Below are 26,421 nucleotides of genomic sequence, written 5' to 3'. Positions count from 1 at the left end.
CCGGAAGCGGCGGGGCCTCAGTCCGTCAGGTGCGCGAAACCGGTGCGCCAGCTCGCGTACTGCGGCTTCCAGCCCAGGCCGCGGGCCTTGGCGTTGGAGATCGGGCGGCCGGTGGCGGCGGCGTGCCGGCCCCCCGCCGGAAGGGGCGTGCCGATCGCCTCGCAGTACACCGGCATCCACTCGGTGGCCTGGGCGGGCTCGTCGTCCACCACGTTCACCGGACCGGCCGGCCACTCCAGCGCCTCCACCGCGGCGGCCGCGGCGTCGTCCACGTGGATGAACGACGTCCAGGCCGGAGAGGGGCGGTACTCGCCCGCCCGGACCCGCTCGGCGATCGCGCCGTCGGGCGCGTACCAGGTGCCGGGGCCGTAAAACGCTCCATAGCGCAGCACGACGCCGTGCGGCATGGTGCCCACGGCCTCCTCCAGCGCGGCCACGCCCGGGTAGGGGAACGCCCGGTCGTCCAGCGGCTCGTCCTCCGTCGCCGGCGTGGAGCCGGGGACGTACAGCCAGGCGATGCTCTGCGCGATCATCTTCTCGACCCCGGCGGCCTTGGCGGCGTCCACCAGGTTGCGGGTGCCCTCGATGCGCAGCCGGTTGTTGGCCGCGAAGTCCTCCGCGGCCAGGTCGGTGAGCTGGTGGATGATCACGTCGGGCCGTTCGGCGACGACCGCCTCCCGCAGCGCTTCGGCGTCCAGAACGTCGACCACCACCGGCCGGGCCCCCGCTTCCTTCAGGGCCTCGGCCCGCTCGGTGCTCCGGGTCGTGCCCGAGACGTCGTGGCCGGCCTGGACGAGCAACGGCACCAGACGACGTCCGATGGCGCCGGTCGCTCCGGCGACGAGGATCTTCACAGTGAACCTCCAGGTACAGCGGCACAGCCCGCTGTCACGTTAGGGCCTGTCGGACCCGGGTGCTGACTGACGCGCGGTGATTTAACGCCTATCACGACCTGGGTATCGAATAGGTTGGCAATCGGTCAGGATGGAGGGTGGGGGTGTGATGGACATCACTCTAGTGTGGGGCGATATCACCGAGCAGCAGGTGGACGCGATCGTCAACGCCGCCAACTCCTCGCTGATGGGCGGTGGCGGCGTGGACGGCGCCATCCACCGGCGCGGTGGGCCCGCCATCCTCGACGAATGTCGCAAGCTGCGGGCCTCGCGCTTCGGCGGCGGACTCCCGACAGGGTACGCCGTCGCCACCACTGCGGGCGAACTGCCCGCCCGCTGGGTCATCCACACCGTGGGACCGGTCTACTCGGCCGCCGAGGACCGCTCCGATCTGCTGGCCTCCTGCTATCGGGAGTCGCTGCGGGTGGCCGACGAGCTGGGGGCGCGGACGGTGGCGTTCCCGGCGGTGTCGGCCGGGGTGTACGGCTGGCCGATCCACGACGCCGCGCGGATCGCCGTCGGCACGGTGCTGAGCACGCCGTCGCAGGTGGTGGAGGCGCGGTTCGTGCTGTTCACCGAGGACGCCTACCGGGCCTTCCAGAGCGCCCTCGCCGCCGTCTGACCCCTCCGCCCGGCCCCCGGGCGGTCAGCCCTCGGCCGCGCCCCGGGGCGCGCCCTCGGCCGCGCTCATGGCCGCGCCCTTGGCCACGATGGCGCGCGCGGTCTTGTAGTCGGCCTTGCCGTTGGGCAGCCGCAGGCTCTCCTCGGTGCGGAAGAACGCCTTGGGGATCTTGTAGCCGGCCAGGCGGGCGGCGCAGCCCGCCCGCAGCGCCTCGTCGGTGAGGCCGGCCGCGCCGGGCTCCCGGCGGTCCGGCCGGATCACCGCCACGACCTCCTGGCCCCATCGCTCGCTCGGCCGGCCCACCACCAGGGCCTCGGCGACGCCGGGGATGCCGCGCAGCACCTCCTCGACCTCCTCGGCGTACACCTTCTCCCCGCCGGTGTTGATGGTGGTCGCCTCCCGGCCGTACACCTCGATCCGGCCGTCCTGCAGCAGCCGCGCCCGGTCGCCCGCCACGACCAGCCGCCGCCCCTCGATGGTGACGAACGTCTCCCGCGTCTTGTCCGGGTCGCCGAGGTAGCCGAGCGGGATGACGCCGCTCTTGGCCAGCCAGCCGACCTCCTCCTCCCCGGGCTTCAGCAGCCGGGTGCGGTCGTCGCTGACCACCGCGGCGCCGGGCATGGGGTGGAACGGTTCGCTCCCGGCCGCCTGCCGGGCGACCTGGAAGCCGGATTCGGAGGAGCCGAGCACGTCGAGGATCCGCACGTGCGGGAGCAGCGCCGTCAGCCGGGCGCGCACGCCGGGGCTGATGGCGGCGGCCGAGTTGATGATGCTGCGCAGGGAGGACAGGTCATAGGCGCCGGGTTCGGCGCGCTCCAGCTCCTCCACCAGCGGGCGGCAGAACGCGTCGCCGACCAGCGGCATCCTGGTGACGCGCTCGCGGGTGGCGACGCTCAGCAGGTTCGCCGCATCGAGGCGGTCCACCCGGTCGGGGATGATCACGACCCCGCCGCCGCACCAGCCGCCCAGCGCGGTCCAGGTGCCGCCGCCGTGCATCATCGGCGGAGCGACCAGCACCCGCGCCTCGGGACGGTTCAGCGCGCCGTCCACCGCCTCCTCGACGCCGGAGAACGGCCCGCCGTCGCGGCGGCGGACGGCCAGCGGGCCGGTCAGCAGGTCGCCGATCCGCCACAGCACGCCCTTGGGCCGGCCGGTCGTCCCGCCGGTGTAGAGGATGTGCAGGTCGGAGGGGTCGGGGCGGACGTCCAGCGGGTCGGGGGAGGCGGCGGCGAGGGCCTGTTCGTAGTCCAGCGCGCCGGGCAGCAGGTCGTTCCCGGACTCGTCGGCGACCTGGAGCAGCAGCGGCCGGCGGCCGAGCCGGTCGAGCGCGCGGGCCAGCGTCGGGGCGAACGCGGCGTGGTAGAGGATCGCGGCCGGCCGGCCGTCGGTGAACAGGTGGACCAGCTCCTCGTCCACGTACCGGTAGTTGACGTTGAACGGGGCGACGCGCGCCTTGTGCGCTCCGAGCAGGCCCTCCAGGTACTCCGGGCCGTTGTACAGGTAGAGCGCCAGATGGTCGTGCGGCGACTCCCAGGGCTCGGCGGCCGTCTCGCGGCGGCCCAGCCCGTGCTCGTGCAGCACGCGCGCCAGGCGCCGCGTCCGGTCGGTCACCTCCCGCCAGGTCAGCCTGCGGTCCCGCCAGATCAGGCATTCGGCGTCCGGCTTGGCCGCTGCGATGGCCTCGTGCAGGGTCGCCAGGTCGAGCATCCGTGCTCCTCGGTGCTGGGGGGCGTTCAGAGCCGCGACGATCACCGTAACCGATGTCTTACAGAATCTCATTCGGTGGGTCCTCGCGCCACAATCGACCCCATGGCCGCGCGCAAGGCGCCGGGCAGACCGGCCAAACCGGTGGGCGAGGCGACCCGGGGGACCACCGCCCCCAACCGCCTGCGCCGCGTCGACCTGTGGATCGCCGTCACCCAGACCCGCGCCCTGCGCTCGGACCCGCGTCCGCTGGCCGTCGACCTGGGCTACGGCGCCTCGCCCGTCACCACCGTCGAGCTGTACGACCGGCTCCGCGCGGTCTGCCCCCGCCTCCAGGTCGTCGGCATCGAGATCGACCCCGAGCGCGTCGCCGCCGGCCTGGCGTTCCTCGACCGCGTCCGTCCCACCGGTCGGTACGCGGACCTGTCGTTCCGGCTCGGCGGCTTCGAACTCCCCGTCGACCGCCCCCCGGCGCTGATCCGCGCCTTCAACGTCCTCCGCCAGTACGACGAGCCGGCCGCCTGGCGCGCCTGGGACGCCCTACGGGCCAAGCTCGCCCCCGACGGCGTCCTGATCGAGGGCACCTGCAGCGAGATCGGGCGCCGCGCCGTCTGGGTCGCGCTGGGCCCCGAAGGGCCCCGCACCATCACCTTCGCCGCCCACCTGCCGACCCTCTCCCGCCCCTCGGACCTGGCCGAGCGGCTCCCCAAGACCCTCATCCATCGCAACGTCCCCGGCGAGCCCGTCCACGCGTTCCTCGCCGACTTCGACCGCTGCTGGGCCGTCGCCGCCCCCCAGTCCGTCTTCGGCCCCAGGGCCCGCTGGATCGAGGCCGTGCGCCTGCTGGCGCAGATCCACCCCGTCCTCACCCGCCCGCCCCTGGGCCCCCGCCCGCGCTGGCGGCTGGGCGAGGTCACCCTCCCCTGGTCGGCCGTCGCCCCCTAAGAGGCGGGCTCCCGGTGCACCTTGTAGGGGGCGGCCTGCACCCGGGGCTGAACGTCGATGCGGTCGATGTTGACGTGCGGGGGACGGGTCACCGCCCAGGCGATGCAGTCGGCGACGTCCTCGGCCACCAGCGGCTCGGCGACGCCCTCGTACACCTTGGCGGCCTTCTCGGCGTCCCCGCGGAACCGGACCAGGCTGAACTCCTCGGTCTTGACCATGCCGGGGGCGATCTCGGTGACGCGCACCGGCTCGGCGACCAGCTCCAGCCGCATGACCTCGTTGACCGCGTAGGCCGCGTGCTTGGCCGCGTTGTAGCCGGCGCCGCCCTCATAGGGGACGTGGCCCGCCAGCGACGTGACGTTGACCACATGCCCGTCGCCGCTGGCGATCAGCTTGGGCAGCAGGGCCTTGGTGACCCGCAGCAGGCCCAGCACGTTGGTGTCGTACATGGTCTGCCAGTCCGCCGGGTCCGCCTCGGCGACCGACTCCATGCCGATCGCGCCGCCCGCGTTGTTGACCAGCACGTGGCACTCGGGCAGGCCCGCCGCCAGCGCGTCCACCGACTCCTGTGAGGTCACGTCCAGGGTGACCGCGGCCAGCCGGCCCGCCCCCGGAACGCTCTTCCCGATCTCCTCGACCAGCGCGTCCAGCCGGTCCCGTCGCCGGGCCGCCAACACCACGTTGAAGCCCTCGGCCGCCAGCCGGCGGGCCGTGGCCGCGCCGATCCCACTGCTCGCTCCAGTCACTACCGCCGTCTTACGCACATCCTGATTGTCCCGCCTCGGCGCAACGTCCCCTCCGGCGGGGGATGCGCCGGGAACAGACCGTGCGGTCGATAGGTTCTCCCAACGGAGGTGGTGTCCCTTGTCGCGCCGAAGCGCCCCGATCAGGCGGATTGCGACACTGAGCGTGCACACCTCGCCGCTCGACCAGCCGGGTACGGGCGATGCGGGGGGCATGAACGTCTACATCGTGGAGATCGCCAAACGGCTGGCCGACAGGGGAGTCGAGGTCGACATCTTCACCCGCGCCACCTCCCGGGACCTGCCCCCGGTGGCCGAACTGGTCCCCGGCGTGCTGGTCCGGCACGTGATCGCCGGGCCGTTCGAGGAGCTGGACAAAAGCGAGCTCCCCGCCGAGCTGTGCGGATTCACCTCCGGGGTGCTGCGCGCCGAGGCCGCCCACGAACCCGGGCACTATGACCTGCTGCACACCCACTACTGGCTGTCCGGCCAGGTCGGATGGGCCGCCAAGCAGCGCTGGGGCGTGCCGCTGGTGCACTCCATGCACACCATGGCCAAGGTCAAGAACGCCGCGCTCGCCGAGGGCGACACCCCCGAGCCGCCCGGCCGGATCCTCGGCGAGGAACAGGTGGTCGAGTCGGCCGACCGGCTGGTGGCCAACACCGACGAGGAGGCCCGCCAGCTCGTGGAGCTGTACGGGGCCGACCCCGCCCGCGTCGCCACCGTCACCCCCGGCGTCGACCTGTCCCGCTTCCGCCCCCGCCCCGGGTTGCTGCGCTCCGGCACCGAGGCGGCCCGCCGCCGCCTCGGCCTGCCGCGGGAGGCGTACGTGCTGCTGTTCGTCGGCCGGATCCAGCCGCTCAAGGCCCCCGACGTGCTGCTGCGCGCCGCCGCCCGGATGGTGGAGACCGATCCGAGGCTGCGGAGCCGGCTGGTCGTCGCGGTGGTCGGCGGCCCCAGCGGCACCGGCCGCGCCCGGCCCGACGGGCTGCAGAAGCTCGCCGGCGACCTGGGCATCGCCGACCTGGTGCGGTTCGAGCCGCCGTGCCCGCAGTCGGAGCTGGCCGAGTGGTACCGCGCCGCCGACGTGACCGTGGTGCCCTCCCACAACGAGTCCTTCGGCCTGGTCGCCGCCGAGTCCCAGGCCTGCGGCACCCCGGTCGTCGCCGCCGCCGTGGGCGGGCTGCGCACCGCCGTGCGCGACGGCGAATCCGGTGTGCTGATCGACGGTCACGATCCCGCCGACTACGCTGCCGTGCTGTCCCGCCTCGGGGCCGAGCCCCGGCTGCGCGAGCGCCTCGCCCGCGGCGCGGTCCGCCACGCCCACCGGTTCGGCTGGGAGGGCACCGTGGACCGGCTGCTGGAGGTGTACGCCGGGGCGGTGACCGCCGTTGCCCAACCCGCCGGAGCGCTCCCGCGATGACCCCCACGATGACCCCAGCAGAGATCATCGAAAAGGCCCTCAAGGACGCCGACGTCACCTACGAGAAGCCCCGCGAAGGGGCGTTCTTGGTCAGGCTGCCCGGCGAGCACAAGCTCGCCACCATGACCTGGCTGATCGTGGGCGACCACAGCCTGCACATCGAGGCGTTCTTCTGCCGCCGGCCCGATGAGAACCACGAGGAGTTCTACCGCTGGCTGCTGCGCAAGAACGGCCGCATGTACGCCGTGGCGTTCACCCTCGACGAGGTCGGCGACGTTTATCTGGTGGGCCGGCTGCCGCTGTCGTCGGTCAGCGCCGAGGAGATCGACCGGGTGCTGGGCAGCGTGCTCAGCTACGCCGACGACAATTTCGACAAGGCCCTGGAGCTGGGCTTCAAGACCTCCATCCGCAAGGAATGGGCCTGGCGGGTCTCCCGCGGGGAGAGCCTGGCCAACCTGCAGGCCTTCGCGAGGTTCGCCGACCCCTCCCGGTAGGCTTCCCGCCATGGCGACCTTGGTTTTGCTCCGGCACGGGGAAAGCGTGTGGAACGCGGAGGGCCTGTTCACCGGCTGGGTGGACGTGGACCTGTCCGCCAAGGGCGAGAGCGAGGCGACCAACGGCGGTGAACTGCTGCTGGACGCCGACATCACCCCCGACGTGGTGCACACCTCAGTCCTCAAGCGGGCCATCCGCACCGCCAACATCGCCTTGGACGTGGCCGACCTGCTGTGGATCCCGGTCCGTCGCTCCTGGCGGCTGAACGAACGCCACTACGGCGCCCTGCAGGGCAAGAACAAGGCGCAGACCCGTGAGGAGTTCGGCGAGGAGCAGTTCAAGATCTGGCGGCGCTCGTACGACACCCCGCCCCCGCCGATCGCCGACAACGACCCGCTGTCGCAGGTCAACGACCTCAAGTACGCCCATCTGCCGTCGGAGCTGATCCCGCGCACCGAGTGCCTGGCCGACGTGGTGGACCGGCTGCTGCCGTACTGGTACGACGCCATCGTGCCGGACCTGGCCTCGGGCAAGACCGTCCTGGTCGTCGCGCACGGCAACTCGCTGCGCGCCCTGGTCAAGCACCTGGACGACATCTCCGACGCCGACATCGCCGAGCTCAACATCCCCACCGGCATCCCGCTGGTCTACGAGCTCGACGACGACTTCACCCCGCTCAAGCGGGGCGGGGAGTACCTCGACCCCGAGGCCGCCAAGGCCGCCATCGAGGCGGTCAAGAACCAGGGCGCCGCCTCCTCCGGCGCCGCGAAGGACTCCGACGGCGCGTCCGGCCGGGCCGCCCGCAAGGACAAGAAGGACAAGAAGAAGAAGTAGCCGGGAGGACTCTCGGCGATCATGACGCCGACCGGTCGGCGGGCCGGTCGGCGTCGCTCGTTCTCACGCCCCGGCGGCCGACCGCCCCCCGGAGGGCGAGCGCACGCCGGGCGGACGGTCCCCCTCCGGGCGGAGCCTGTGCGGGGAGCGCCGCTGCGCCCGCGCACCGCGTTCCGCCGCGCCCGCGGCGCGGCGGGCGCACCGCGCGCGGTCGGAACGCGACGCCGGCCCGGGCGCGTCCGGTCCGGTTCGACCGCGGCTCAGGCCGGCTCGTTGATCTCCTCGGGGCGCCGGCCGGTGACGATGTAGACCATGTCCTCGGCGACGTGGACGGCGTGGTCGGCGAAGCGCTCGAAGTACCGGCCGGCCAGGGAGATGTCGACCGCCGGCTCGACGCCGTGCTTCCACGAGGGGGACAGCATGCTGTCGAACAGCTTGCGGTGCAGCCGGTCCATGGCGTCGTCGTCGGCGTCGAGCTCCAGGCCGAGGTCGACGTTCCGGGAGGCGATGACGCTGCCGGCCTTGGCGGCCATGCGCTCGGCGATCCGGCCCATCTCCAGCACGGTGGCCTGCATCTCCGGCGGGATCGCCGGGTCGGGGTGACGGCGCCGGGCGGTCTTGGCCAGGTGCACCGCCAGGTCGCCCATCCGCTCCAGGTCACCGCTCATCCGCAGCGAGGTGACCAGGGTGCGCAGGTCGCCGGCCACCGGCTGCTGGCGTGCCATCAGATCGAGCACGGTCTGCTCGATCTGCGCGTGGAGCCCGTTGACCCGCTCGTCGTCGCCGATGACCTCCTCGGCCAGCCGCAGGTCGGCGTCCAGCAGCGCGTGCACCGCCCGGGACACGGCCGCCCGCACCAGTCGTGTCATCTCGACGAGCTTGTCGGAGATGCCGTCGAGTTCCTCGTGATAGCTGTCGCGCACTGGAGCTTCCCTGCGTTCGGAGGCGGAACGATCCAGCGCACACGATCTCCCATGAGTGTGAACCCCGACGGGAAGAGAGGTGAACTTTTGGCGAACGTGCGCCCCGTCGACCCTCCGCCGGTGCAAGGCTCCCGGTTCGGCCGCTTACGATCCCAAGTGTGCAGGTGGAGATAGTCGCGGGACTGACCGGTCTGGCCGGGCTCGCGATCGGGCTCACCGCCGGACTGGCCGTGCGGGCGAGCGAGCGCGCCCAGCGGACCGGGCACGCCGCGCAGCCCGGACCGACGCTGCCGCCGGGCATCGCCTCGGTGCTGGCGGTGCTGCGCTCCTCCGCCGTGGTGATCGACGCCGAGGACCGGGTGGTCCGGGCCAGCCCCGCCGCGCGCGCGTTCGGGATGGTCAAAGGGGACCGGCTGGTCGTCGACGAGCTGCTGGCCATGGCCCGGCTGGTGCGCCGGGACGGCGAGATCCGCGAGACCGAGGTCCAGGTGCCGGCGCGGGGCGGCGGCCGGGCCGAGGGGCGGTGGTTCGCCGTCAGGGTGGCCCCCCTCGGCATCCAGCGGCTGGTGCTGGTGCTGGCCGAGGACCTCACCGAGATGCGGCGCACCGAGGCCATCCGCCGTGACTTCGTGGCCAACGTCAGCCACGAGCTCAAGACCCCGGTCGGCGCGCTGAGCCTGCTGGCCGAGACGGTCGCGGACGCCGCCGACGACCCCGAGGCGGTCCGCCGGTTCGCCGGCCGGATGCAGATCGAGGCGGTGCGTCTCAACAACCTCGTCCGGGACCTGATGACCCTCTCGCGGGTGCAGGGCGAGGAGCCGCTGACCGAGCTGCGCCCGGTCGCGCTGGACGACGTGGTCGGCGAGGCCGTGGACCGCTGCCGGGTCAAGGCCGAGACCAAGGAGATCGAGCTGGTCACCGGCGAACGCACCGGCCTGCGGGTCCGCGGCGACGAGGAACTGCTGGTCACCGCGTTGCGCAACCTGATCGACAACGCGATCGCCTACAGCCCGGAGCGCACCCGAGTGGTGATCACGGCCAGGCGGGCCGACGCCGAGCACGCCGAGATCGCCGTGACCGACCAGGGCATCGGCGTCTCCGGCGCCGAGCTGGAACGGATCTTCGAACGCTTCTACCGGGTCGATCCGGCCCGCTCCCGGCAGACCGGCGGCACCGGACTCGGCCTGGCCATCGTCAAGCACGTGACCACCAAGCACGGCGGGGAGGTGACGGTCTGGAGCAAGGAGGGCTCCGGCTCCACCTTCACGCTGCGGCTGCCGCTGCTGCGCGGCGGCGACCCCGCCGCCGACCCCGCCGCGCAATCCGCAAGCGCCCCCCAGGAACGCCAGGGGGCCGTGACCGACAACGCCCGGGAGGCCACACCGTGACCCGTGTGCTCGTCGTGGAAGACGAAGAGTCGTTCAGCGACGCACTGTCCTACACCCTCCGCAAGGAGGGCTTCGAGGTGGCGGTCGCGGCCACCGGGCCCGACGCCCTGAAGGCCTTCGAACGCAACGGCGCCGACCTGGTGCTGCTGGATCTGATGCTGCCGGGGCTGCCCGGCACCGAGGTCTGCCGGGAGCTGCGCGCCCGCTCCAACGTCCCGGTGATCATGCTGACCGCCAAGGACAGCGAGGTCGACAAGGTGGTCGGCCTGGAGCTGGGCGCCGACGACTACGTCACCAAGCCGTTCTCCACCCGTGAGCTGATCGCCCGCATCCGGGCGGTGCTGCGCCGCCAGGGCGACATGGAGGAGCCCGCCCCCACCGTCCTGGAGGCCGGCCCGGTCCGGATGGACGTCGAACGCCACGTCGTCACCGTGAACGGCGAGAACGTGCAGCTGCCGCTCAAGGAGTTCGAGCTGCTGGAGGCGCTGCTGCGCAACGCCGGCCGGGTGCTGACCCGGATGCAGCTCATCGACCGGGTGTGGGGCGCCGACTACGTGGGCGACACCAAGACCCTGGACGTCCACATCAAGCGGTTGCGCGCCAAGATCGAGCCGACGCCGTCCGCGCCGCGCTACATCGTCACCGTGCGCGGACTGGGCTACAAGTTCGAGCCCTGATCCGGGCCCCGGTCGCCGGCGGGCGACGGCCGAAGGGCCGGCCACCGCGGCGGGTGGCCGGCCCTCGCGCCGATGGGTCCTTCTGTCGCTCGGCCGTCGCTCGGGCTCAGCTCGGCGAGGCGCTCGGCACGGTCGGCGACGGCACCGGCGTCTCCGTGGCGCCCGGCGTCGCGGTGTCGCCCACCGTCGGGGAGGTGGTGGCCGCGGGTCGGCCGCTCTGGGTCGGCGACGAGGCGGGGGAGGCGGTCGGCACCGGCGAGTAGGAGGCGAACTCGCCCTGCGCCGGCACCACCGGCACCGGCACGGTGATCGATCCGGCCCGCTCGAACCGCAGCGTCAGCTCGATGTACTCCCCGCCGAACAGCCGGGTGCGGATGCCCTGCAGGACCACCTGCGGGGTCTGGCCCGGCTGGGTGAACAGCCGCACCGCCTGCCCGCCCTGCGCGGTGGCCGCCGGCAGCGTGACGGCGTTCCCGGCGATCTGCGCCCCGGTGATGTCCGGGGAGGACACCGACACCAGCCGGTCGGGACGGCCCTGCACCTGGTTGATGAAGGTGGCGTACAGCGGGACGGACGAACCCGGCGCCGCCGCCGTGCCGGCCGCCGGACCGAGCACGAACATGTTGCGGATGTCGATCTCCGGCTTCTTGGCGCGCTGCGGCACCGTGACGTTGATGCCCTCGGTCAGCTGGGTGGGCATGGCCGTCTGTGGGGTGCGACCGGCCGCGCAGCCGGACATCACCGGTGCGAAGGCGACGGCACCCGCGACGGTGAGCGCGAACACTCGGCGGCTGTTGCGGATCACAGCGACGATCTCCTCGCAAAAGGGATACAGGGGCGAGCGCGGGCACTGGTCGGTCCGGGCCGCTCAAGGCGCGCGCCTCTCGCCAGAGGAAGATTAGCGAGCACCGGCCCGGGTCCGCCCATCGGGGTGGTCGCCTGCCCGAATCGTTGCATTCCACCGGGTGATCTCGGGCCGGCCGGACCGCATGATGGTGAATGCGGGCGGGTGTCCGTGCGGGGCCCGGCGACCGCGGCGATCCCGGCGACCGCGGGGCCGGCCCGGAGGGCCGGCGGGGTCAGCGGGGAGCGCGGGCGCCGGCGGTCTTGAGCGCGGAGACGCGCTGGGCCAGCATGGGACCGGGAACGGGGCCGTGCAGGACCTCGGCGACGACACCGTCGGTGTGGACGAGGACCGCTGTCAGGCGGCCGTCGGACGGATCTGGATCGTAGGCGGAGGCCAGGACGTGCCGCGGATCGGAGATCAGACCGGGAACGCCGTCATGGGACTCGCCCGCCAGCGCCCGCAGCTCCTTGATCGACTCCTGCTCCGGGACGGTCGCCCGGCGACGGTCGGCCGCCAGCCAGAGGCCGACCCCGTTGGCCCGGGTGAGCCGGGCCAGCTCCGCGACCAGGGCGCCGCAGCCGCAGCCGGGCGGCACGATGCCGATCACGCCGGCGCGCAGGTCCACCGCGTCCACCTCGCGCGGGGTCGCACCGGTGATCACGGTGACCCTGCCGGGCGGCAGCGGGCCGCCGATCCGCCCGGGCGCCGCCGACGGACTGCCGGCCACCGGATCGGCGGGCGTGCGGTGGACGGGGCGGGGCCCCAGCACGGTGAGCAGCGTTCCGCTGATCAGGGCGACGACCAGGGCGCCGACGATCAGCGGCACCGCGACGCCGAACCGCCCCAGCGGCTCCACCAGCCGTCGCATTCGTTCCCGGCGGCGTTCGCGGCGCCGTTCCCGGCGGTAGGCGATCAGGTCGCGTTCCAGCTCCCGGGCGTCGTCGGGGATCACCACATCGACCCAGGGCAGCCCGTGGTCGTCGCGTTCGGGATCGCCGTCAGGCCTCACGCCGCACCTCGACTCTCCGCGCCGCCGGAGGCGCCGGCGCCGGCTCGCGGCGGGAGGACCGGGGGTCTTCGGCGGTCCGGCGGGGCTCACCTTCCAGTATGCGCCGGTGGTGGCGGAACGTACCGCTTTGCGTCCCGGGGGCCGCCCGCGGGCGTCCAGGGAGGACCGGTGAGCACGCCCGGTGAGCCCGTCGACGCGCGAAAGCGCTCCCGCTGCCCTGCGAAAACGCCGCCCCGGACACCTCACGGACACTTTGTCAAGACCCTGTTTAGGGGTTTGACCTGCGGATTTGTCCGGAAGGTCGATGCGGTCTCCGGTGGACGCGTGGTATCCTCGTCTTAGCGGAAGGGGTACTTGTCACATGACTTTCACGGTCGGCGACACCGTCGTCTACCCCCACCATGGGGCTGCTCGGATTGAAGCCATCGAGACTCGCACCATCAAAGGTGAGGATAAGACCTACTTGGTCTTGAAGGTCGACAAGGGCGACCTGACAGTACGCGTCCCGGTGGAGAGCATCGAGGACGTGGGTGTCCGCGACGTCGTGGGCCAGGAAGGGCTGGAGAAGGTGTTCGAGGTGCTCCGCGCCCCGTACACCGAGGAGCCCACCAACTGGTCCCGGCGCTACAAGGCCAATCTGGAAAAGCTCGCCTCCGGCGATGTCAACAAGGTCGCCGAAGTGGTGCGCGACCTGTGGCGCCGCGACAAGGAGCGCGGTCTGTCGGCGGGTGAGAAGCGGATGCTGGCCAAGGCGCGGCAGATACTGGTCAGTGAGCTCGCGCTGGCGGAGAAGACCAACGAGGACAAGGCCGAGGCTCTCCTCGACGAGGTTCTCGCCGGCTGACATTGGGCGCACGGATTCCACGGGTGGGCGTCGGGACCGACGTCCACCCGTTCGGTTCGGGGCGTCCGCTGTGGGTGGCCGGTTTGCTGTGGCCCGACGAGGGCGACGGCCTGACCGGCCACTCCGACGGCGACGTCGCCGCGCATGCGGCCTGTGACGCCTTGCTGTCGGCCGCCGGCCTGGGCGACCTGGGCGCCGTCTTCGGCACCTCCGACCCCCGGTGGCGCGGCGCCTCCGGCACCGACCTGCTCAGGGAGGTCGCCCGGCTGCTCGCCGAGGGCGGCTGGAGCATCGGCAACGTCGCCATCCAGGTGATCGGCAACCGCCCCAAGATCGGCCGACGCCGCGCCGAGGCCGAGAAGGTCCTCAGCGAGGCCCTGGGCGGCGCCCCCGTGTCCGTGTCGGCCACCACCACCGACGGTCTGGGCCTGACCGGCCGGGGCGAAGGCCTGGCCGCCATCGCCACCGCCCTCGTGCTGCCGCCCGGCTGACCGTTCGTCCCGATCCGCCGCACGCGAACGCCCATCGGCCCGGGCGCCGCCCGCCGGCCCCTCATCGGCGCCCGGGCGGATCGTGCCCCTCGGCGCGCCGTCGTGTCCGGTCCCGCCCGGACGCCGGCGCGCCCGCCCGCCACGCCCCGGGCCGCGACCCCCGGCTCCGGACGCCGCACCGGAGCGCTCAGGGCGCACCGCCGAGCACGGCCGGGGAAGGGGCCGACGGAGAGGGACGGACGGTGCCGGTGACCTCGCCCAGGGTGAGGCGCGCGCCGGAGGCGGTGGGGGCGTGGGCGCGGATGGTGACGGTGTCGCCGTCCTCCAGGAAGGTGCGGGCGGTGCCGTCCGGGAGGACGAGCTCCTCGGCGCCGTTCCAGGTGAGCTCCAGCAGACAGCCGCGTTGGCCGGGCTCGGGCCCGGAGACGGTGCCGGAGGCGAACAGATCGCCGGTGCGCAGCGGGGCGCCGCCCACGGTGGCGTGCGCGAGCTGCTGCGGCGGGGTCCAGTACATCGAGGCGAACGGCGGGCGAGAGATGACATGGCCGTTCAGCTCGATCTCCAGCGTGATGTCCAACCCCCACGGCTCGTCGCAGTGCAGGTAGGGCAGGACCGGCGGAGCCTGGGCGGGCGGGGTGACGCGGGCGGCCTCGAGGGCCTCGACCGGGACCACCCACGGAGAGATCGACGTGGCGAACGACTTGCCCAGGAACGGGCCGAGCGGGCGGGACTCCCACAGCTGGATGTCGCGGGCGCTCCAGTCGTTCACCAGCAGGAAGCCGAAGACGTGGTCGCGGAACGCCGAGGTCGGCACCGGATATCCGGGGACGGAGGGGACGCCCGCCACGAAGCCGATCTCGGCCTCGAAGTCCAGGCGACGAGAGGGGCCGTAGGTGGGCTCGGGCTCGTGCTCCTCGCGGCGCTGCCCCCAGGGGCGGAAGATCGGGGTGCCGGAGACGTAGACCGTTCCGGCGCGGCCGTGATAGGCGACCGGTATGCGCCGCCAGTTCGGGGTGAGCGGGTTGGTGTGCGGGCGGAACATCTGGCCGGCGTTGGCCGCGTGGTGGATGGAGGAGTAGAAGTCCACGAAGTCGGCCACCTCGATGGGCCGCAGCAGCTCCACCTGCGGCAGGGGGATCAGATGCGGCTCCACCTCCGATCGGTGCGCCGGATCGGTGAGCAGCCGGGTGATGCGGGCGCGGGTGGCCTGCCACGCGGGGCGGCCCGCCGCCATGAACCCGTTCAGCGAGCCGGAGGCGAACCAGCGCCGGTCGTCCAGCAGCCCCACCGCGGCCAGCCCGGCCAGGTCCAGCACCATCTCGCCGATGGCCACGCCGACGCGGGGGAGCTCACCGGGGCGGGCGAACACTCCGTACGGCAGGTTCTCGATGCCGAAGCCGCTGCCGGCGGGCACGGGCACCCAGGATTCGTCGGTCATGGCCTGGTTCCTTCCCCGGCCAGGCCCAGTTCGAGCAGGCCGGCGCGCGGGACGCGGACGTCGCCGGACCCGATCGCCACCAGCAGCCGCCGGGCGGCCCGCGCGGCGTCCTCGGCGACGCTCCCCGCCTCCTCGGCCAGCGCCCGGGCGTCGGCGGCGGCCACCGCCTCCTCCACCGAGCCCTTCCCGGTGACGCAGCGGCAGGCCGCCACCACCAGGTTGAGGAGCCCGTGGCCGCCGGGCCCGGCGTCGGGGGCGACGCGCCGCGCGGCGCGGTGCACGCCCGCCGGGAAGACGGCCGGCAGCCCGCGTTCGGCGCAGGCCGTCAAGAACGCCGCCACCTGGGCGGGGGGCGACGCGGCCGCGCCGTCCCCCCTCGTGTCGGGGCGGCCGTCGACACGGAGCGCGGCCCCCACCGGCAGGCCCCGGGAGCGGGCGGCGGCCAGCCGGTCCAGCGTCTCCCGCCAGCCGGGGGTCTGCCGCACCTCGATGTGACAGTCGAGATCGGAGGGCAACCGGGCGATCGCCACGGCGGCGGCCCGGGCCTGGTCGGCGTCCGGATCGGGGGTGATCTGCAGCCCGCGCAGCCGCACCCGGGGCTCCCGCCGGGCCGTCTCCACGGCCTCGGGCAGCGCCTCCGGGCCGGTGTCGGCGACGAGCACCAGATCGATCAGGTCCTCGGGCACCAGGTGGCGGCGCAGCTCCGCCAGCCGTGACACCGGGCACCAGAGCCGGCCCACCAGCCGATCGCCCTCCGCCGCCCGATGTCCGTGCAGCGCCTCCTCCATCGGGGCGCCGGTCGGGGGGAGCAGCGCGGTGTCGTCGATGATCCGGGTCAACAGCGGCTCCACGCCCATGGGGTACCCGGTACCGGTCCCCCTGCCACATGTCCCCCTGCCCGGGCCGCCCGCGATCGGCGGCCGGGGAGTGCGGCCGGTCAGTCCCGCGGCGGGGTGGGCGAGCTGCGGAAACTCCCCGACGGCGGGGGAGTCCGACGGTCCCGGTCGATCAGCTCGTCATGGAACGGCACCCGATCGCCCCCGTCGGGGTCCTCGGGGCGGTCCTCCCCGAGACCGGCGTCCTCCTCCTCGTCCCGCGCGGCGTTCGCGGCCTCCGCGAGCTCCCGGGGGTCGGGCATCACGATGTCGGGGCGGGTGGTGGCGGCGGGCTTGACCTCGGGGCGCGCCCCGCCGCGCACCAGCTCCACATCGGTGGGCAGCAGCGCCGGACAGCCGCCGGGCGGGGTGGGGTCGTCGTCCACGTCGGGGGCGAACACCGGGTCCTCGTCCGACCGGTCGAGTGCCGGGCGCGGGGCGGGCAGCGGTTCCGGCGAGTCGAACGGCGGGCCGGTGTCCTCCGGGCCGTGGTGGTGTTCGGGCGGCTCCAGCGGCGGCACCGCCGCGTGCTCCGCACCGGTCTCCTGCCGCGGCAGCGGCAGCGCGTCCTGCTCGTCCTCCTCGTCGAACAGCCACGCCGAGTCCGGTCTGGCCGCCGGCAGCGCCGGCTGCGGCGCGGTCCGCTCCGTCCGCGCGGCCTCGGCGGGCTCGGCGAACTCCACGGGCTCGGCGGGCTCGGCGTTCGGCGCGGCCTCCTCGGGCCGCATCGGCGCGGCGGGCGGCTCGGCTCGGCTCGGTGCCCGGTGGAGCCGGCGGAACATCGCCAGCCACAGCCACACCACGATGGCCAGCATCACGTACGGCGCGACCGCGACCCCGGCCCGCAGCGGCTCCTCCGGCAGCGACTCGTATCCGTGCACCGCCCGCTGCACGCTGGCCGCCGCGGTCCCGCCCAGCACCGCGAACAGCAGCGCCCACCGCGGCCAGCGCGACCACCAGCGCGCGTTCCGCGCCGCCGCCAGCGCCACCACGATCACCAGGAGCAGGACGTCCACCATGATCGGGTAGGCCGGGGCCCACCGCCGCGCGGCCCCGCCCGCCAGGGCCAGCGCCCGCAGGTCGTCGTAGGTGAGCACGAAGGTGGCGCCCGCCAGCACCACCACGCCCAGTCCGGCCGCCGCCGTCATCAGCCGGTGCTGCGTCCGCCCGGCGGCCGGCGGTGTCACGGGTCCGGCGCCGTCCGCGGTCGGCGCCGCATCGATGTCTTCGGAGGCCATCGCTCTCAATCTCGGGGGGCGGTGGGCAGACTCACGAGGTATATCTGACCGACCCAGCCTGTGGTCATTCCTATCTTGCTGGCGATCACTTCCTGCATGCCCGCGACACGCGATGAGCCCGCCGTCTCGCCGGGCGGGGGACGGATCCGTCGGCGGCCTCGGGGCGGGCGTGGGGGCGGGAGGTCCGCGGCCACTGCCGAGGCCGGCCCACGAGCGGGCGTGGAGGCGGGCCTCCGGGGCGGCCCGGGACAGGCGGCGCCGGCCGGGGACGTCGAGGCGTCGTCCCGAGCGCGCCGGAGGCCGGTGCCGGCCGGGGCCGGGCGGCGACCCGCCCCGCACCGAGCCCCACATGTGCCGCCTGTGTAGGGATTCGTTCGGGCCAATGCGGGTAGTTGTGCCTTTGTGTCGTTTCCCGAACACGTGATGACGCTTGCCCGGGAACATCACCTCGGCGCCCCCATCAGGACCTTCGACGCACGCGACTGCTTTCGCCGGACGGTGGTGTGGACGGCGCTGCTCGGAGCGGTGGGCCTGCTGTCGCTGTGGGCGACGGTCTACTGCCTCATAGCGGGACCGCGCTGGCTGGGCGCCCTCGGGGTGCTGCCGTCGGCCGGCTACCTGGGCGCCATGTGGTGGATCCTGCACGGCGGCGCGCTGCGCGGCCGCGGGCTGGTGGTGTACGTGTTCGAGGGCGGCCTGATCCGCACCGCGCGGCGGGAGACGCAGATCTGCCGCTGGGACGAGATGCACAGCGTCACCACGGCGGGGGCGCGGCGGACGCCGGGGCGGCGCCCGCCGTGGCGATACCGGGTGGTCGCCGCCGGCGGCCGCCGCTTCGAGCTCGGCGACGAGCTGCCCGGGGTGCGCGACCTGGGCGAGGCGCTGGTCGCCGAGGCGGCCCGGCGGGCGCTGCCCGTGCGGCTCGCCGCGGTCGAGGGCGGCGCGACGGCGGAGTTCGGGCCGTTCACCGTCGACCGGTGGGGGATCGCGGTGAACGGCGAGCACATGCCGTGGCAGGCGGTCCGCGCGGTGACGCTCGGCGGCGGGGAGGTCGCGGTGCACCGGAACGGTGACCCCCGGCCCGTGACGGTCCCGCTGGACCGGGTGCCGAACGCGGCGGTGCTCGTCGAGCTCTGCCGGCGGCTGCTCTCGCGCGTCGAGCACGCCGGCGCCGGCGGAACGCACGCCTGAACGCGCGCCAACGGCGGCCCGTGCGGCCGGCGATCCAATAACCTTGACATCGTGAGCCTGCATCTGTACGACACCGGCACCCGCACCGTCCGTCCGTTCGTGCCCCTGCACGAGGGCCGAGTGGGGATGTACGTGTGCGGCGCCACCCCGCAGGCCGCACCGCACATCGGCCACCTGCGGTCCGGTGTGATCTACGACGTGCTGCTGCGCTGGCTGCGCCGCAGCGGATACGAGGTGACGTTCGTCCGCAACATCACCGACGTGGACGACAAGATCATCGCGGTCGCGGCCGAGAGCGGCGTTCCCTGGTTCGCGGTGGCCGAGGCCAACCAGCGGATCTTCGCCCGCGGCTACGATCTGCTGGGCTGCCTGCCGCCGACCGTCGAGCCGCGCGCCACCGGCCACGTCCCGGAGATGATCGTGCTCATCCGCCGGCTGATCGAGGCGGGCCACGCCTACACCGCCGCCGGGGACGTGTACTTCGACGTCCGCTCCTGGGCCGACCACTACGGGGAGCTGTCCAACCAGCGGCTGGAGAACATGCGCCCGGCCGGCGACACCCCCAACGAGGACGCCAAGCGCGACCCGCGCGACTTCGCCCTGTGGAAGGGCGCCAAGCCGGGCGAGCCGAGCTGGGAGACCCCCTGGGGCGAGGGGCGTCCCGGCTGGCACCTGGAGTGCTCGGCGATGGCCACCAAGTACCTGGGGCCGGAGTTCGACATCCACGGCGGCGGCGTCGACCTGATCTTCCCGCACCACGAGAACGAGCGGGCCCAGTCGCGGGCCGCCGGGGACGGGTTCGCCCGCTACTGGCTGCACAACGGGCTGCTCACCGTGGACGGCGTGAAGATGAGCAAGTCCGTCGGCAACGTGGTCACCTTGAACGACCTGCTGGAGCGGGCCCGCCCGGTGGAGGTGCGCTACTACCTGCTCTCGGCGCACTACCGGTCGCTGATGGACTACACCGACGCGGCGCTGGCCGAGGCCGTCTCCGCCTACCAGCGGATCGAGGGGTTCGTCACCCGCGCCGCCGAGGTCGTGGGGGCCGGCGACCCCGACGGGGAGCCGCCGGAGGCGTTCACCGCCGCGATGGACGACGACCTGGGCGTTCCGCAGGCGCTGGCGGTGCTGCACGAGACCGTGCGCGACGGCAACAACGCGCTGGCCTCCGGCGACGAGGCCGGGGTGGCCGGGCGGCTGGCGCAGGTGCGGGCGATGGCCGGCACGCTCGGATTGGACCCGCTCTCGGAGCCGTGGACGACGAGCGGGGGCGACGACCTGCGCCCGGTGGTGGACGCCCTGGTCAAGGTGGCGTTGGAGCAGCGGCAGGCGGCCCGGGCCCGCAAGGACTACGCCACCGCCGACGAGATCCGCGACGGTCTGGCCGCCGCCGGGATCGTGGTGGAGGACACCCCGCACGGTCCCCGCTGGGAGCTCAAGCGGCCCTGACCGGCGGCGCCGGCCCGCCGCTCGGCCGGCGCCGGGCGCACGGTGGAACCGGGGATCGGTGGGAATCACGCGGCCTGGAAGCGCCCGCACGGCGAGGCGAGACGGGCGCTTCGGCCCGGCGCCGGGGCGCCGGGCCCCCGCCGCACCGCGCATACAATCGGGTGGCCGTGAGCGTCCGTCGCGAGGGCGGGCCTGGTCAGGGGCCGGTCGTCACCTTGCCGCCCCGGCGCTCAAAGGGGATGGGGAGGAACATTCGGCATGGCCAAGCGTCGTAAGAAGGGGCCCAGCTTCACGCCCAAGGCCGAGGACCGGCACTGGTACGGCAAGCGCCAGGCCGCCCGCGCCGCCAAGAACGCGGCCCGCACCGGCACCCGCACCGTCGGCCCGCGACGCGACGCCCGCCTTCTGGAGGCGGTCGGCGCCGTACGTCCCGTGAAGACGCGCGGGTCGGGCGCGGCCGATGCCCCTGAGCTGGTGGTCGGCCGCAACCCGGTCGTGGAGGCGCTGCGCGCCGGAGTCCCCGGCACCGCCCTGTATGTGATGTCCAGCGGCGATGAGCGCATCCGCGAGGCCGTCACGCTCGCCGGCGACCGCAACATCCCGCTGCTGCAGGCCGGCAAGAGCGAGTTGGACCGGATGACCGACGGCGCCGTCCACCAGGGCATCGCCCTGCAGGTCCGCCCCTACGCCTACGCCCACCCCGACGACCTGCTCCGGCGGGGCGCCCCGCCGCTGATCGTGGCCTGCGACGGCATCACCGATCCGCGCAATCTCGGCGCGGTGGTGCGTTCGGCCGCCGCGTTCGGCGCCCACGGCGTCGTCGTCCCCGAGCGCCGCGCCGCCGGCGTCACCGTCGGCACCTGGAAGGCCTCCGCCGGCGCCCTGGCCGCCGTCCCCGTCGCCCAGACCACCAACCTGACCCGGCAGCTCAAGGCCTACCAGCAGGCCGGCTGCTTCGTCGTCGGCCTGGACGCCCGCGGCGGGGTCCCCGTCGCCGAGCTCGAGGTGGCCACCGAGCCGTTCGTGCTGGTCGTCGGCTCCGAGGGCAAGGGGCTGAGCCGCCTGGTCGCCGAGACCTGCGACCTGCTGGCGAACATCCCGATGCCCGGCCGGATCGAGTCCCTCAACGCGGGCGTCGCCACCGGCATCGCCCTGTACGAGATCGCCCGCAAGAGAGCGGAGTAAGCGGCGTCGTCGACGCGGGGCGGGGCGCGCCGCGGCGGCCGCTCGTTGCGGCCTCGTCCCCGGACAGGAGGCGATAGGGCCCCGGCACGCGGCCGGACCTCCGCCAGGTGATCATGAGAACCGCTCCGTCCTCGCCTTGTGAGGCTCACCTGAGCGTGACGGTCTGGCCGGCCGGGGGCACGGTGATGTGGAACCGGCGAAGCGCGTCGGACGGGTGTTCGGTCTGCAGCACCGACTGCGGCTGCTTCTGGCCTCGCAGCGGCATGAAGGCGGCATGAAGTAGGCGTCGCCCACGGCGTGCCCCTCGGCCGTTCCCCCGGATACGGTCAGGACCACCAATGCGCCGACGCATTCGGGGCCGCTGTAGGGGAGCGCGATCCGGCCGCCGTCGCGGGCCTGCTCGACCCATGGGTACGGGATCGTGCGGGCCGCCGCCGTGACGATCACCCGGTCGAACGGAGCGTGGCCCGGCACGCTCTGCTCGCCGTCGCCGGTGGCCACGCTCACCCGGTCGGCGAAGCCGGTCCGCTCCAGGGCGGCCGACGCTGCGGCGGACAGCTCCGGGTCGATCTCCACCGTGACGACGCGAGCCCCTGCCTCGGCCGGCAGCGCGGCGTTGTACCCGGTGCCCGTTCCGATCTCCAGCACGTTCATGCCGGGTTCCAGGGCGAGCGCGTCGATCATCTCCCGCATGACCCAGCGGGCGGACGAGGAGCACGTCGGCCACACCATGCCGCTGGCGTCCCTGTGGACCCGGGTCACCACGGCGTTGTCTCCTGCGACGTGTCGTTCCCACAGCTCCGGGTGCTCTACGCGATCCAACGGTCGAAGCCGTTTCACCCGGTGGGGACACCCAGATGCGGTCGGGAATGAAGTCCCGGCGGTCTACGCCTTGCCCGTACCGTCCCAGAGCGGACACTTGACGCTCTCCTTCTTTCCGTCGGCCCACCGGTCTTGTACGCCCGACCCATTGCACCCGCTGCGGGGCACGTCTTTCCGATGCCTGCCCATCAGCGTTCTGGAGGACGGGGGCAGGCTGTGGGCCGTGCCCCGGCGTGGGACGATCGTCCGCCCCGACAAGCGCCGGGTCATCCTGCGCACCGACGTGGTGCGCCGCAACTCGCGGCACGTCATGGACGGCAAGCCCGCCGTCGGCGGCTGCACTTTCCCGGCCGCGCAGGGCGACGGGTTGTGGATCCACCACATCGAACCCATCGTCTCCGAAGAGCCCCTGACGGACGCCCGGCCGGCGCACATGCTCAACGTCGAGGCGGACGCGACCGTCCTGCGGCGCCGCCGCGTCACCGGGCCGCAGAACGAGCCGCCGTTCCAGATCGGCACGACGTGGATCCACCCGCGGCGTCGCCGACGCGCCGCTGGTCAGGGACCCCTACGGCACCGGGCCGGGCGCATGGATCGACCGGTTGGAGGAGGCCGGGCACGGGCCGATCGAGTGGCTGGAGCGCCGCCGCGCCCGGATGCCCGACCAGGAGGAGGCCGCGCTGCTCCAGATCCCGGTGTCGTTGCCGGTCTGGGAGATCGTCCGCATCGGGTATTCGGCGAAGGACGGGAACGCGCTGGAGGTCACCCAGGCGGTCATCCCCTCCGACCGCATGGAGGAGGCCTCCCGCCTGGAGCGCGACGAGTCGGCCGCCTGGCCGCACCCCGACCACGGACCGGACGGGCCTCCGGTGGCGGGCCGCCGCGCCCGACGGCTCACCGGCGCGGATCGCGGAGCAGGGCCAGGTCCGCCTCGGCGACCGGTTCGGCGTTCTCCGCGGCGGTCTGCGCCACCAGCAGCTCGCCGGTGTGGGCGATGTGGTGGCGCATGGCCCGGGCGGCGGCCTCGGGGTCGGCCGCGCGGAGGGCGTCCAGGACGGGGGCGTGCTCGGCGGCGATGTCGGCCAGGGAGCGGGTCTGGTCGGCGGTCGAGGCGCCCACCGTGGTGATGGTGTCGCGGAGGGCGGCGACCGTGCCGGTCAGCAGGGAGTTGCCCGCGGCCTGCAGGATCAGCGCGTGGAAGCGGCGGTCGTGCCGCATGAAGCGGGGCTCGTCGTGGTCGGCGGCGGCCTCCCGCATGGCCGTCAGCTCCGCCTCCAGCTCCTCCAGCAGCTCCGGGGTGACGGCCGCGGCGGCCAGACGGGCGGCGGGGACCTCCAGCAGCAGCCGCAGGTGGAAGACCTCGGCGATGTGGCGGGGGTCGCGGCGCACCACCCGGAAACCCCGGTTGCGTTCGATGCGGACCAGGCCGGTGTCGGCGAGGGTCAGCAGCGCCTCCCGCACGGGGGTGCGGGAGACGCCCAGGGTCTCGGCCAGACGGGAGACCGAGTACAGCTCGCCGGGGCGCAGCTCGCCGGTGTGGATGGCCTCGCGCAGGGCTTCGGCCACCTGGCGGTTGAGATTGGTCGTTCCGGTGATCCGGCGCAACGCGGGTCCTCTCACGTTGCGGTGGCCAGGAGCTCGGCCAAGTGTACGGCGTGGCGGTCGCCCAGGGCGGCCAGTTGGGTGCGGCAGGAGAACCCGTCGGCCAGCACGGTCGCCTCCGGGCCCGCGGCCCGCACGGCCGGCAGCAGGGCGGTCTCGGCCACCGCCACGCTGACCTCGTAGTGACCGCGTTCGACGCCGAAGTTGCCGGCCAGGCCGCAGCAGCCGCCCACCGCCCGGACCGCGGCGCCGGAGCGTTCCAGCAGAGCGCGGTCGGCGTCCCAGCCCATGACGGCGTGGTGATGGCAGTGCGGCTGCGCCACGGCGGTCACTCCGGACAGGTCGGGAGGCGTCCAGCCGTCCCGGTTCAGCAGCAGCTCGGCCAGGGTGCGGACCGCGGGGACCGCGGCGCCGCCGAGCAGATGCACGGCGTCGGAGCGGAACACGGCCGTGCAGGAGGGCTCCAGCCCGACGATCGGGGTGCCGGCCTCCGCGTGCGGGGTCAGCGCGGTGACGCAGCGGCGGAGCATGCGGCGGGCGACGTCCAGCCGGCCCGTGGAGATGTAGGTGAGGCCGCAGCACAGGCCGGGCTCGGGGATCCGCACCGAGAACCCGGCGCTCTCCAGCACCCGGACCGCCGCGACCCCCACGTGGGGGGTGAAGTGGTCGGTGAAGGTGTCCACCCACAGCACCACGGGGTCACCGGGCGCCGCCGGCCGCGCCGAGAACCACTCCCGGAACGTCCGGGGCGCCAGCAGCGGCAGGTCGCGGCGCGGATCCACCCCCGCCAGCCGCTTGCCCGCACCCGCCAGCGGGCTCGACAGCAGCCGGTTGGCCAGGCCCGGGGCCCGTGACGCCAGCCGCGCCAGCCGGGGCAGGCCGCCCAGCACGTAGTGCGACATGGGGCGGAGCCGTCGCCGGTACCGCTGGTAGAGCGCCTCAGCCTTGTAGGTCGCCATGTCCACCCCGGTCGGGCAGTCCGACGAGCAGCCCTTGCAGGCCAGGCACAGTTCCAGCGCCTGCTGCACCTCGGGGGCCCGCCAGCCGCGCACCAGGGAGCCGTTCGCCATCTCCTGCAGCACCCGGGCGCGGCCGCGCGTGGAGTCCTTCTCGTCCCGGGTGGCCAGGTAGGAGGGGCACATGACCCCGCCGGAGCCGGTCAGGTCGGCGCGGCACTTGCCCACCCCGGTGCAGCGGTGCACCGCGTTGGTGAAGTCGCCCCCGTCGTGGGGGTAGGCGAACGCCAGCCCGCGCCGCAGCGGCGCCGCGGCCGGCACCCGCAGATCGGCGTCCACGGGCCGGGGCCGCACCAGCACCCCCGGATTGAGCGTCTCATCGGGGTCGAACACCCCTTTGACCCGCTCGAACAGGCGCAGCGCGGCCGGTGAGTACATCAGCGGCAGCAGCTCGCCGCGGGCCCGGCCGTCGCCGTGCTCCCCGGACATCGACCCGCCGTGCTCGGCCACCAGCCTCGCCGCGTCCGTCAGGAACTCGCGGAAGAGCGCGACCCCGCCCGGCCGGTCCAGCGGGAAGTCGATCCGCACGTGCACGCAGCCGTCGCCGAAGTGCCCGTACGGGGTGCCCGACAGTCCCCGCTCGGCCATCAGGGCCTCGAAGTCCCGCAGGTAGTCGCCGAGCCGTTCGGGCGGCACGGCCGCGTCCTCCCAGCCGGCGTGGGAGAGCCGCCCGCCGCGGGAGCGGGCCGCCAGCCCGGCGCCGTCCTCCCGGATCCGCCACAGCGTCGCCGCCTCCGCCGGGTCGCGCACGACGCGGTGGTCGAGCGCCTCGGCGTCGGCCGCCAGTGCCGCGGGGTCGCCCTCGGCCAGCTCCACGAACAGCCAGCCGCCGCCGCGCGGCAGCTCGGGGACGGCCGCCGCGCCCCGCAGCCGCCGCACCACCTCCACGATCCGAGCGTCCAGCCCTTCGGCGGCGATCGGCCGGTACGGCAGCACCCGCGGCACCGCGTCCGCCGCCGCCGCCATGTCCGGATAGCCCAGCACCACCAGCAACGGCCGCCGCGGGACGGGCACCAGGCGGACGGTCGCCTCCAGCAGCACGCCCCAGGTGCCCTCGCTGCCCACGAACGCCCGGGCCGGGTCGAAGCCCCGCTCGGGCAGCAGGTGCTCCAGCGAGTAGCCGGAGATCTGCCGGCCGAACCGGCCCAGCTCGGTGCGGATCGTCGCCAGGCCGCCCTGCACGACCTTCGTCAGCGCGCTCAGCGTGGGCGAGGAGGCCGCGTCGGCGCCGTGCCGCAGGTCCAGCCGCTCCCCGGTCCCGGCGATCACGTCCAGCGCCGTCACGTTGTCGCTGGTCCGCCCGAACCCCAGGGCCCGCGACCCGCACGCGTTGTTGCCGATCATCCCGCCGATCGTGCACCGGCTGTGCGTGGAGGGGTCGGGCCCGAACCGCAGGCCGTGCCGCCCGGCCGCCCGTTGCAGGTCGTCCAGGATCACCCCCGGCTCGACCGTCGCGGTCGCGGCGTCGGGGTCGATGCGGAGGATCCGCCGCATGTGCCGGGAGAAGTCCAGCACCACCCCCGGGCCGACGGCGTTGCCCGCGATCGAGGTGCCCGCGCCGCGGGCGGTCAGCGGGACGCCCAGCGACCGGCAGGTCTCCACCGCGGCGATCACCTCGTCCGCCGCCCGGGGGAACGCCACCACCTGCGGCACCACCCGGTACAGCGAGGCGTCGGCGGAGTACTCGGCCCGGCGCCGCGTGGAGGCGTCGACCTCGGCCAGTCCGGCCCGCCGCAGCGCGTCGGCGATCTCTTCGGGGGCGTGCAC

Annotated in this window: 24 protein-coding genes and 1 pseudogene; 13 read left to right on the top strand and 12 right to left on the bottom strand. The window is 74.1% G+C overall.

Translation table 11 applies throughout. The features are described from left to right. Positions 1–17 precede the first annotated feature (17 nt). Positions 18–854, bottom strand: a complete 837-nt coding sequence (locus EIO00_RS11835) for an NAD-dependent epimerase/dehydratase family protein (protein WP_140178121.1) — start codon at positions 852–854, stop codon at positions 18–20. 148 nt (positions 855–1,002) lie between these two features. On the opposite strand from EIO00_RS11835, the gene EIO00_RS11830 reads away from it, so the two are divergent. After that, on the top strand, positions 1,003–1,515 hold the full coding sequence (locus EIO00_RS11830) for an O-acetyl-ADP-ribose deacetylase (protein ID WP_175596196.1): 513 nt from the start codon (positions 1,003–1,005) through the stop codon (positions 1,513–1,515). A gap of 24 nt (positions 1,516–1,539) precedes the next feature. Here the strand turns inward: EIO00_RS11830 and EIO00_RS11825 are convergent, their stop codons facing one another. Next, on the bottom strand, positions 1,540–3,222 hold the full coding sequence (locus EIO00_RS11825; protein WP_140178118.1) for an AMP-binding protein: 1,683 nt from the start codon (positions 3,220–3,222) through the stop codon (positions 1,540–1,542). A gap of 102 nt (positions 3,223–3,324) precedes the next feature. On the opposite strand from EIO00_RS11825, the gene EIO00_RS11820 reads away from it, so the two are divergent. Continuing rightward, a complete protein-coding gene (locus tag EIO00_RS11820; RefSeq protein ID WP_140178116.1) occupies positions 3,325–4,164 on the top strand; it encodes a class I SAM-dependent methyltransferase in 840 nt (279 codons plus the stop codon). Here the strand turns inward: EIO00_RS11820 and EIO00_RS11815 are convergent. Then, a complete protein-coding gene (locus EIO00_RS11815) occupies positions 4,161–4,928 on the bottom strand; it encodes an SDR family NAD(P)-dependent oxidoreductase (protein WP_140178114.1) in 768 nt (255 codons plus the stop codon). The two genes, EIO00_RS11820 and EIO00_RS11815, sit on opposite strands and share 4 nt — an antisense overlap. A 100-nt stretch (positions 4,929–5,028) precedes the next feature. Between EIO00_RS11815 and mshA the strand changes: the two genes are divergently transcribed. Genes mshA through EIO00_RS11800 form a run of 3 tightly spaced genes read left to right on the top strand, consistent with a single transcriptional unit; the run spans position 5,029 to position 7,659 of the window. After that, positions 5,029–6,330 carry a D-inositol-3-phosphate glycosyltransferase gene (mshA, locus tag EIO00_RS11810; RefSeq protein ID WP_140178112.1) on the top strand — a complete coding sequence of 434 codons (1,302 nt, stop codon included), beginning with the start codon at positions 5,029–5,031 and terminating at the stop codon, positions 6,328–6,330. Between the two features lie 8 nt (positions 6,331–6,338). Further along, positions 6,339–6,824, top strand: a complete 486-nt coding sequence (locus EIO00_RS11805) for a type III secretion system chaperone family protein (RefSeq protein ID WP_140178109.1) — start codon at positions 6,339–6,341, stop codon at positions 6,822–6,824. 10 nt (positions 6,825–6,834) lie between these two features. Beyond that, positions 6,835–7,659 (top strand): phosphoglyceromutase, encoded by an 825-nt coding sequence (locus tag EIO00_RS11800; RefSeq protein ID WP_241661291.1) that lies wholly within the window; start codon positions 6,835–6,837, stop codon positions 7,657–7,659. Between the two features lie 260 nt (positions 7,660–7,919). Here EIO00_RS11800 and phoU read toward each other — a convergent pair whose 3' ends face one another. Further along, positions 7,920–8,582, bottom strand: a complete 663-nt coding sequence (gene phoU, locus EIO00_RS11795) for a phosphate signaling complex protein PhoU (protein WP_140178108.1) — start codon at positions 8,580–8,582, stop codon at positions 7,920–7,922. Positions 8,583–8,740: 158 nt separating this feature from the next. On the opposite strand from phoU, the gene EIO00_RS11790 reads away from it, so the two are divergent. After that, a complete protein-coding gene (locus tag EIO00_RS11790; RefSeq protein ID WP_140178106.1) occupies positions 8,741–9,970 on the top strand; it encodes a sensor histidine kinase in 1,230 nt (409 codons plus the stop codon). A 5-nt stretch (positions 9,971–9,975) separates the two neighbouring features. Then, positions 9,976–10,647 (top strand): winged helix-turn-helix domain-containing protein, encoded by a 672-nt coding sequence (locus EIO00_RS11785; RefSeq protein ID WP_479681606.1) that lies wholly within the window; start codon positions 9,976–9,978, stop codon positions 10,645–10,647. Between the two features lie 106 nt (positions 10,648–10,753). Here EIO00_RS11785 and EIO00_RS11780 read toward each other — a convergent pair whose 3' ends face one another. Beyond that, positions 10,754–11,452, bottom strand: a complete 699-nt coding sequence (locus tag EIO00_RS11780) for a copper chaperone PCu(A)C domain-containing protein (protein ID WP_140178102.1) — start codon at positions 11,450–11,452, stop codon at positions 10,754–10,756. 274 nt (positions 11,453–11,726) lie between these two features. Further along, positions 11,727–12,503, bottom strand: coding sequence for a hypothetical protein (locus EIO00_RS11775; protein ID WP_175596194.1), 777 nt, complete (start codon positions 12,501–12,503; stop codon positions 11,727–11,729). Positions 12,504–12,864: 361 nt separating this feature from the next. On the opposite strand from EIO00_RS11775, the gene EIO00_RS11770 reads away from it, so the two are divergent. Next, the gene (locus EIO00_RS11770) at positions 12,865–13,347 is read left to right on the top strand and encodes a CarD family transcriptional regulator (RefSeq protein ID WP_140178100.1); all 483 of its coding nucleotides are present in this window, start codon (positions 12,865–12,867) and stop codon (positions 13,345–13,347) included. Between the two features lie 23 nt (positions 13,348–13,370). Further along, positions 13,371–13,838 carry a 2-C-methyl-D-erythritol 2,4-cyclodiphosphate synthase gene (ispF, locus tag EIO00_RS11765; protein ID WP_206664117.1) on the top strand — a complete coding sequence of 156 codons (468 nt, stop codon included), beginning with the start codon at positions 13,371–13,373 and terminating at the stop codon, positions 13,836–13,838. A gap of 187 nt (positions 13,839–14,025) precedes the next feature. On the opposite strand, the gene fahA is transcribed toward ispF, so the two are convergent. The 3 genes from fahA to EIO00_RS11750 all read right to left on the bottom strand — a co-directional run bounded on the left by fahA (position 14,026) and on the right by EIO00_RS11750 (position 17,389). Next, positions 14,026–15,276 carry a fumarylacetoacetase gene (gene fahA, locus EIO00_RS11760; RefSeq protein ID WP_140178095.1) on the bottom strand — a complete coding sequence of 417 codons (1,251 nt, stop codon included), beginning with the start codon at positions 15,274–15,276 and terminating at the stop codon, positions 14,026–14,028. After that, complete coding sequence (locus tag EIO00_RS11755) at positions 15,273–16,127, bottom strand: hypothetical protein (RefSeq protein ID WP_140178094.1); 855 nt, start codon at positions 16,125–16,127, stop codon at positions 15,273–15,275. Before EIO00_RS11755 ends, fahA begins: the two co-directional genes overlap by 4 nt. Positions 16,128–16,213: 86 nt before the next feature. Next, complete coding sequence (locus EIO00_RS11750; protein ID WP_140178092.1) at positions 16,214–17,389, bottom strand: DUF2637 domain-containing protein; 1,176 nt, start codon at positions 17,387–17,389, stop codon at positions 16,214–16,216. A 423-nt stretch (positions 17,390–17,812) separates the two neighbouring features. On the opposite strand from EIO00_RS11750, the gene EIO00_RS11745 reads away from it, so the two are divergent. The 3 genes from EIO00_RS11745 to rlmB all read left to right on the top strand — a co-directional run bounded on the left by EIO00_RS11745 (position 17,813) and on the right by rlmB (position 21,214). Next, positions 17,813–18,580, top strand: a complete 768-nt coding sequence (locus EIO00_RS11745; RefSeq protein WP_140178090.1) for a DUF6585 family protein — start codon at positions 17,813–17,815, stop codon at positions 18,578–18,580. 51 nt (positions 18,581–18,631) lie between these two features. Further along, positions 18,632–20,029, top strand: coding sequence for a cysteine--tRNA ligase (cysS, locus tag EIO00_RS11740; RefSeq protein ID WP_140178088.1), 1,398 nt, complete (start codon positions 18,632–18,634; stop codon positions 20,027–20,029). 258 nt (positions 20,030–20,287) lie between these two features. Further along, a complete protein-coding gene (gene rlmB, locus EIO00_RS11735; protein WP_140178087.1) occupies positions 20,288–21,214 on the top strand; it encodes a 23S rRNA (guanosine(2251)-2'-O)-methyltransferase RlmB in 927 nt (308 codons plus the stop codon). Positions 21,215–21,325: 111 nt separating this feature from the next. Here the strand turns inward: rlmB and EIO00_RS11730 are convergent, their stop codons facing one another. Beyond that, a complete protein-coding gene (locus EIO00_RS11730) occupies positions 21,326–21,898 on the bottom strand; it encodes a protein-L-isoaspartate O-methyltransferase family protein (protein WP_241661290.1) in 573 nt (190 codons plus the stop codon). 794 nt (positions 21,899–22,692) lie between these two features. Here EIO00_RS11730 and EIO00_RS25205 point away from each other — a divergent pair. Continuing rightward, positions 22,693–22,770 (top strand): annotated as a pseudogene (locus tag EIO00_RS25205) (hypothetical protein); the annotation flags it as partial. Between the two features lie 160 nt (positions 22,771–22,930). Here the strand turns inward: EIO00_RS25205 and EIO00_RS11720 are convergent. Together EIO00_RS11720 and EIO00_RS11715 are read right to left on the bottom strand one after the other, a co-directional pair. Next, a complete protein-coding gene (locus EIO00_RS11720; protein ID WP_140178085.1) occupies positions 22,931–23,641 on the bottom strand; it encodes a GntR family transcriptional regulator in 711 nt (236 codons plus the stop codon). 11 nt (positions 23,642–23,652) lie between these two features. Then, positions 23,653–26,421, bottom strand: a complete 2,769-nt coding sequence (locus EIO00_RS11715; protein ID WP_206664116.1) for an FAD-binding and (Fe-S)-binding domain-containing protein — start codon at positions 26,419–26,421, stop codon at positions 23,653–23,655.

The organism is Thermomonospora catenispora (assembly GCF_006363815.1).
GTDB lineage: Bacteria > Actinomycetota > Actinomycetes > Streptosporangiales > Streptosporangiaceae > Thermomonospora > Thermomonospora catenispora.
This window is presented reverse-complemented; position numbering and strand designations above follow the sequence as displayed.

Bases quoted from the DNA above. Each gene is read 5' to 3' on its own strand.
- EIO00_RS11830 (WP_175596196.1), top strand. From the start codon at position 1,003: ATGGACATCACTCTAGTGTGGGGCGATATCACCGAGCAGCAGGTGGAC.
- EIO00_RS11825 (WP_140178118.1), bottom strand. From the start codon at position 3,222: ATGCTCGACCTGGCGACCCTGCACGAGGCCATCGCAGCGGCCAAGCCG.
- EIO00_RS11820 (WP_140178116.1), top strand. From the start codon at position 3,325: ATGGCCGCGCGCAAGGCGCCGGGCAGACCGGCCAAACCGGTGGGCGAG.
- EIO00_RS11805 (WP_140178109.1), top strand. From the start codon at position 6,339: ATGACCCCAGCAGAGATCATCGAAAAGGCCCTCAAGGACGCCGACGTC.
- EIO00_RS11800 (WP_241661291.1), top strand. From the start codon at position 6,835: ATGGCGACCTTGGTTTTGCTCCGGCACGGGGAAAGCGTGTGGAACGCG.
- EIO00_RS11770 (WP_140178100.1), top strand. From the start codon at position 12,865: ATGACTTTCACGGTCGGCGACACCGTCGTCTACCCCCACCATGGGGCT.
- fahA (WP_140178095.1), bottom strand. From the start codon at position 15,276: ATGACCGACGAATCCTGGGTGCCCGTGCCCGCCGGCAGCGGCTTCGGC.
- EIO00_RS11750 (WP_140178092.1), bottom strand. From the start codon at position 17,389: ATGGCCTCCGAAGACATCGATGCGGCGCCGACCGCGGACGGCGCCGGA.
- EIO00_RS11745 (WP_140178090.1), top strand. From the start codon at position 17,813: ATGACGCTTGCCCGGGAACATCACCTCGGCGCCCCCATCAGGACCTTC.
- rlmB (WP_140178087.1), top strand. From the start codon at position 20,288: ATGGCCAAGCGTCGTAAGAAGGGGCCCAGCTTCACGCCCAAGGCCGAG.
- EIO00_RS11730 (WP_241661290.1), bottom strand. From the start codon at position 21,898: ATGATCGACGCGCTCGCCCTGGAACCCGGCATGAACGTGCTGGAGATC.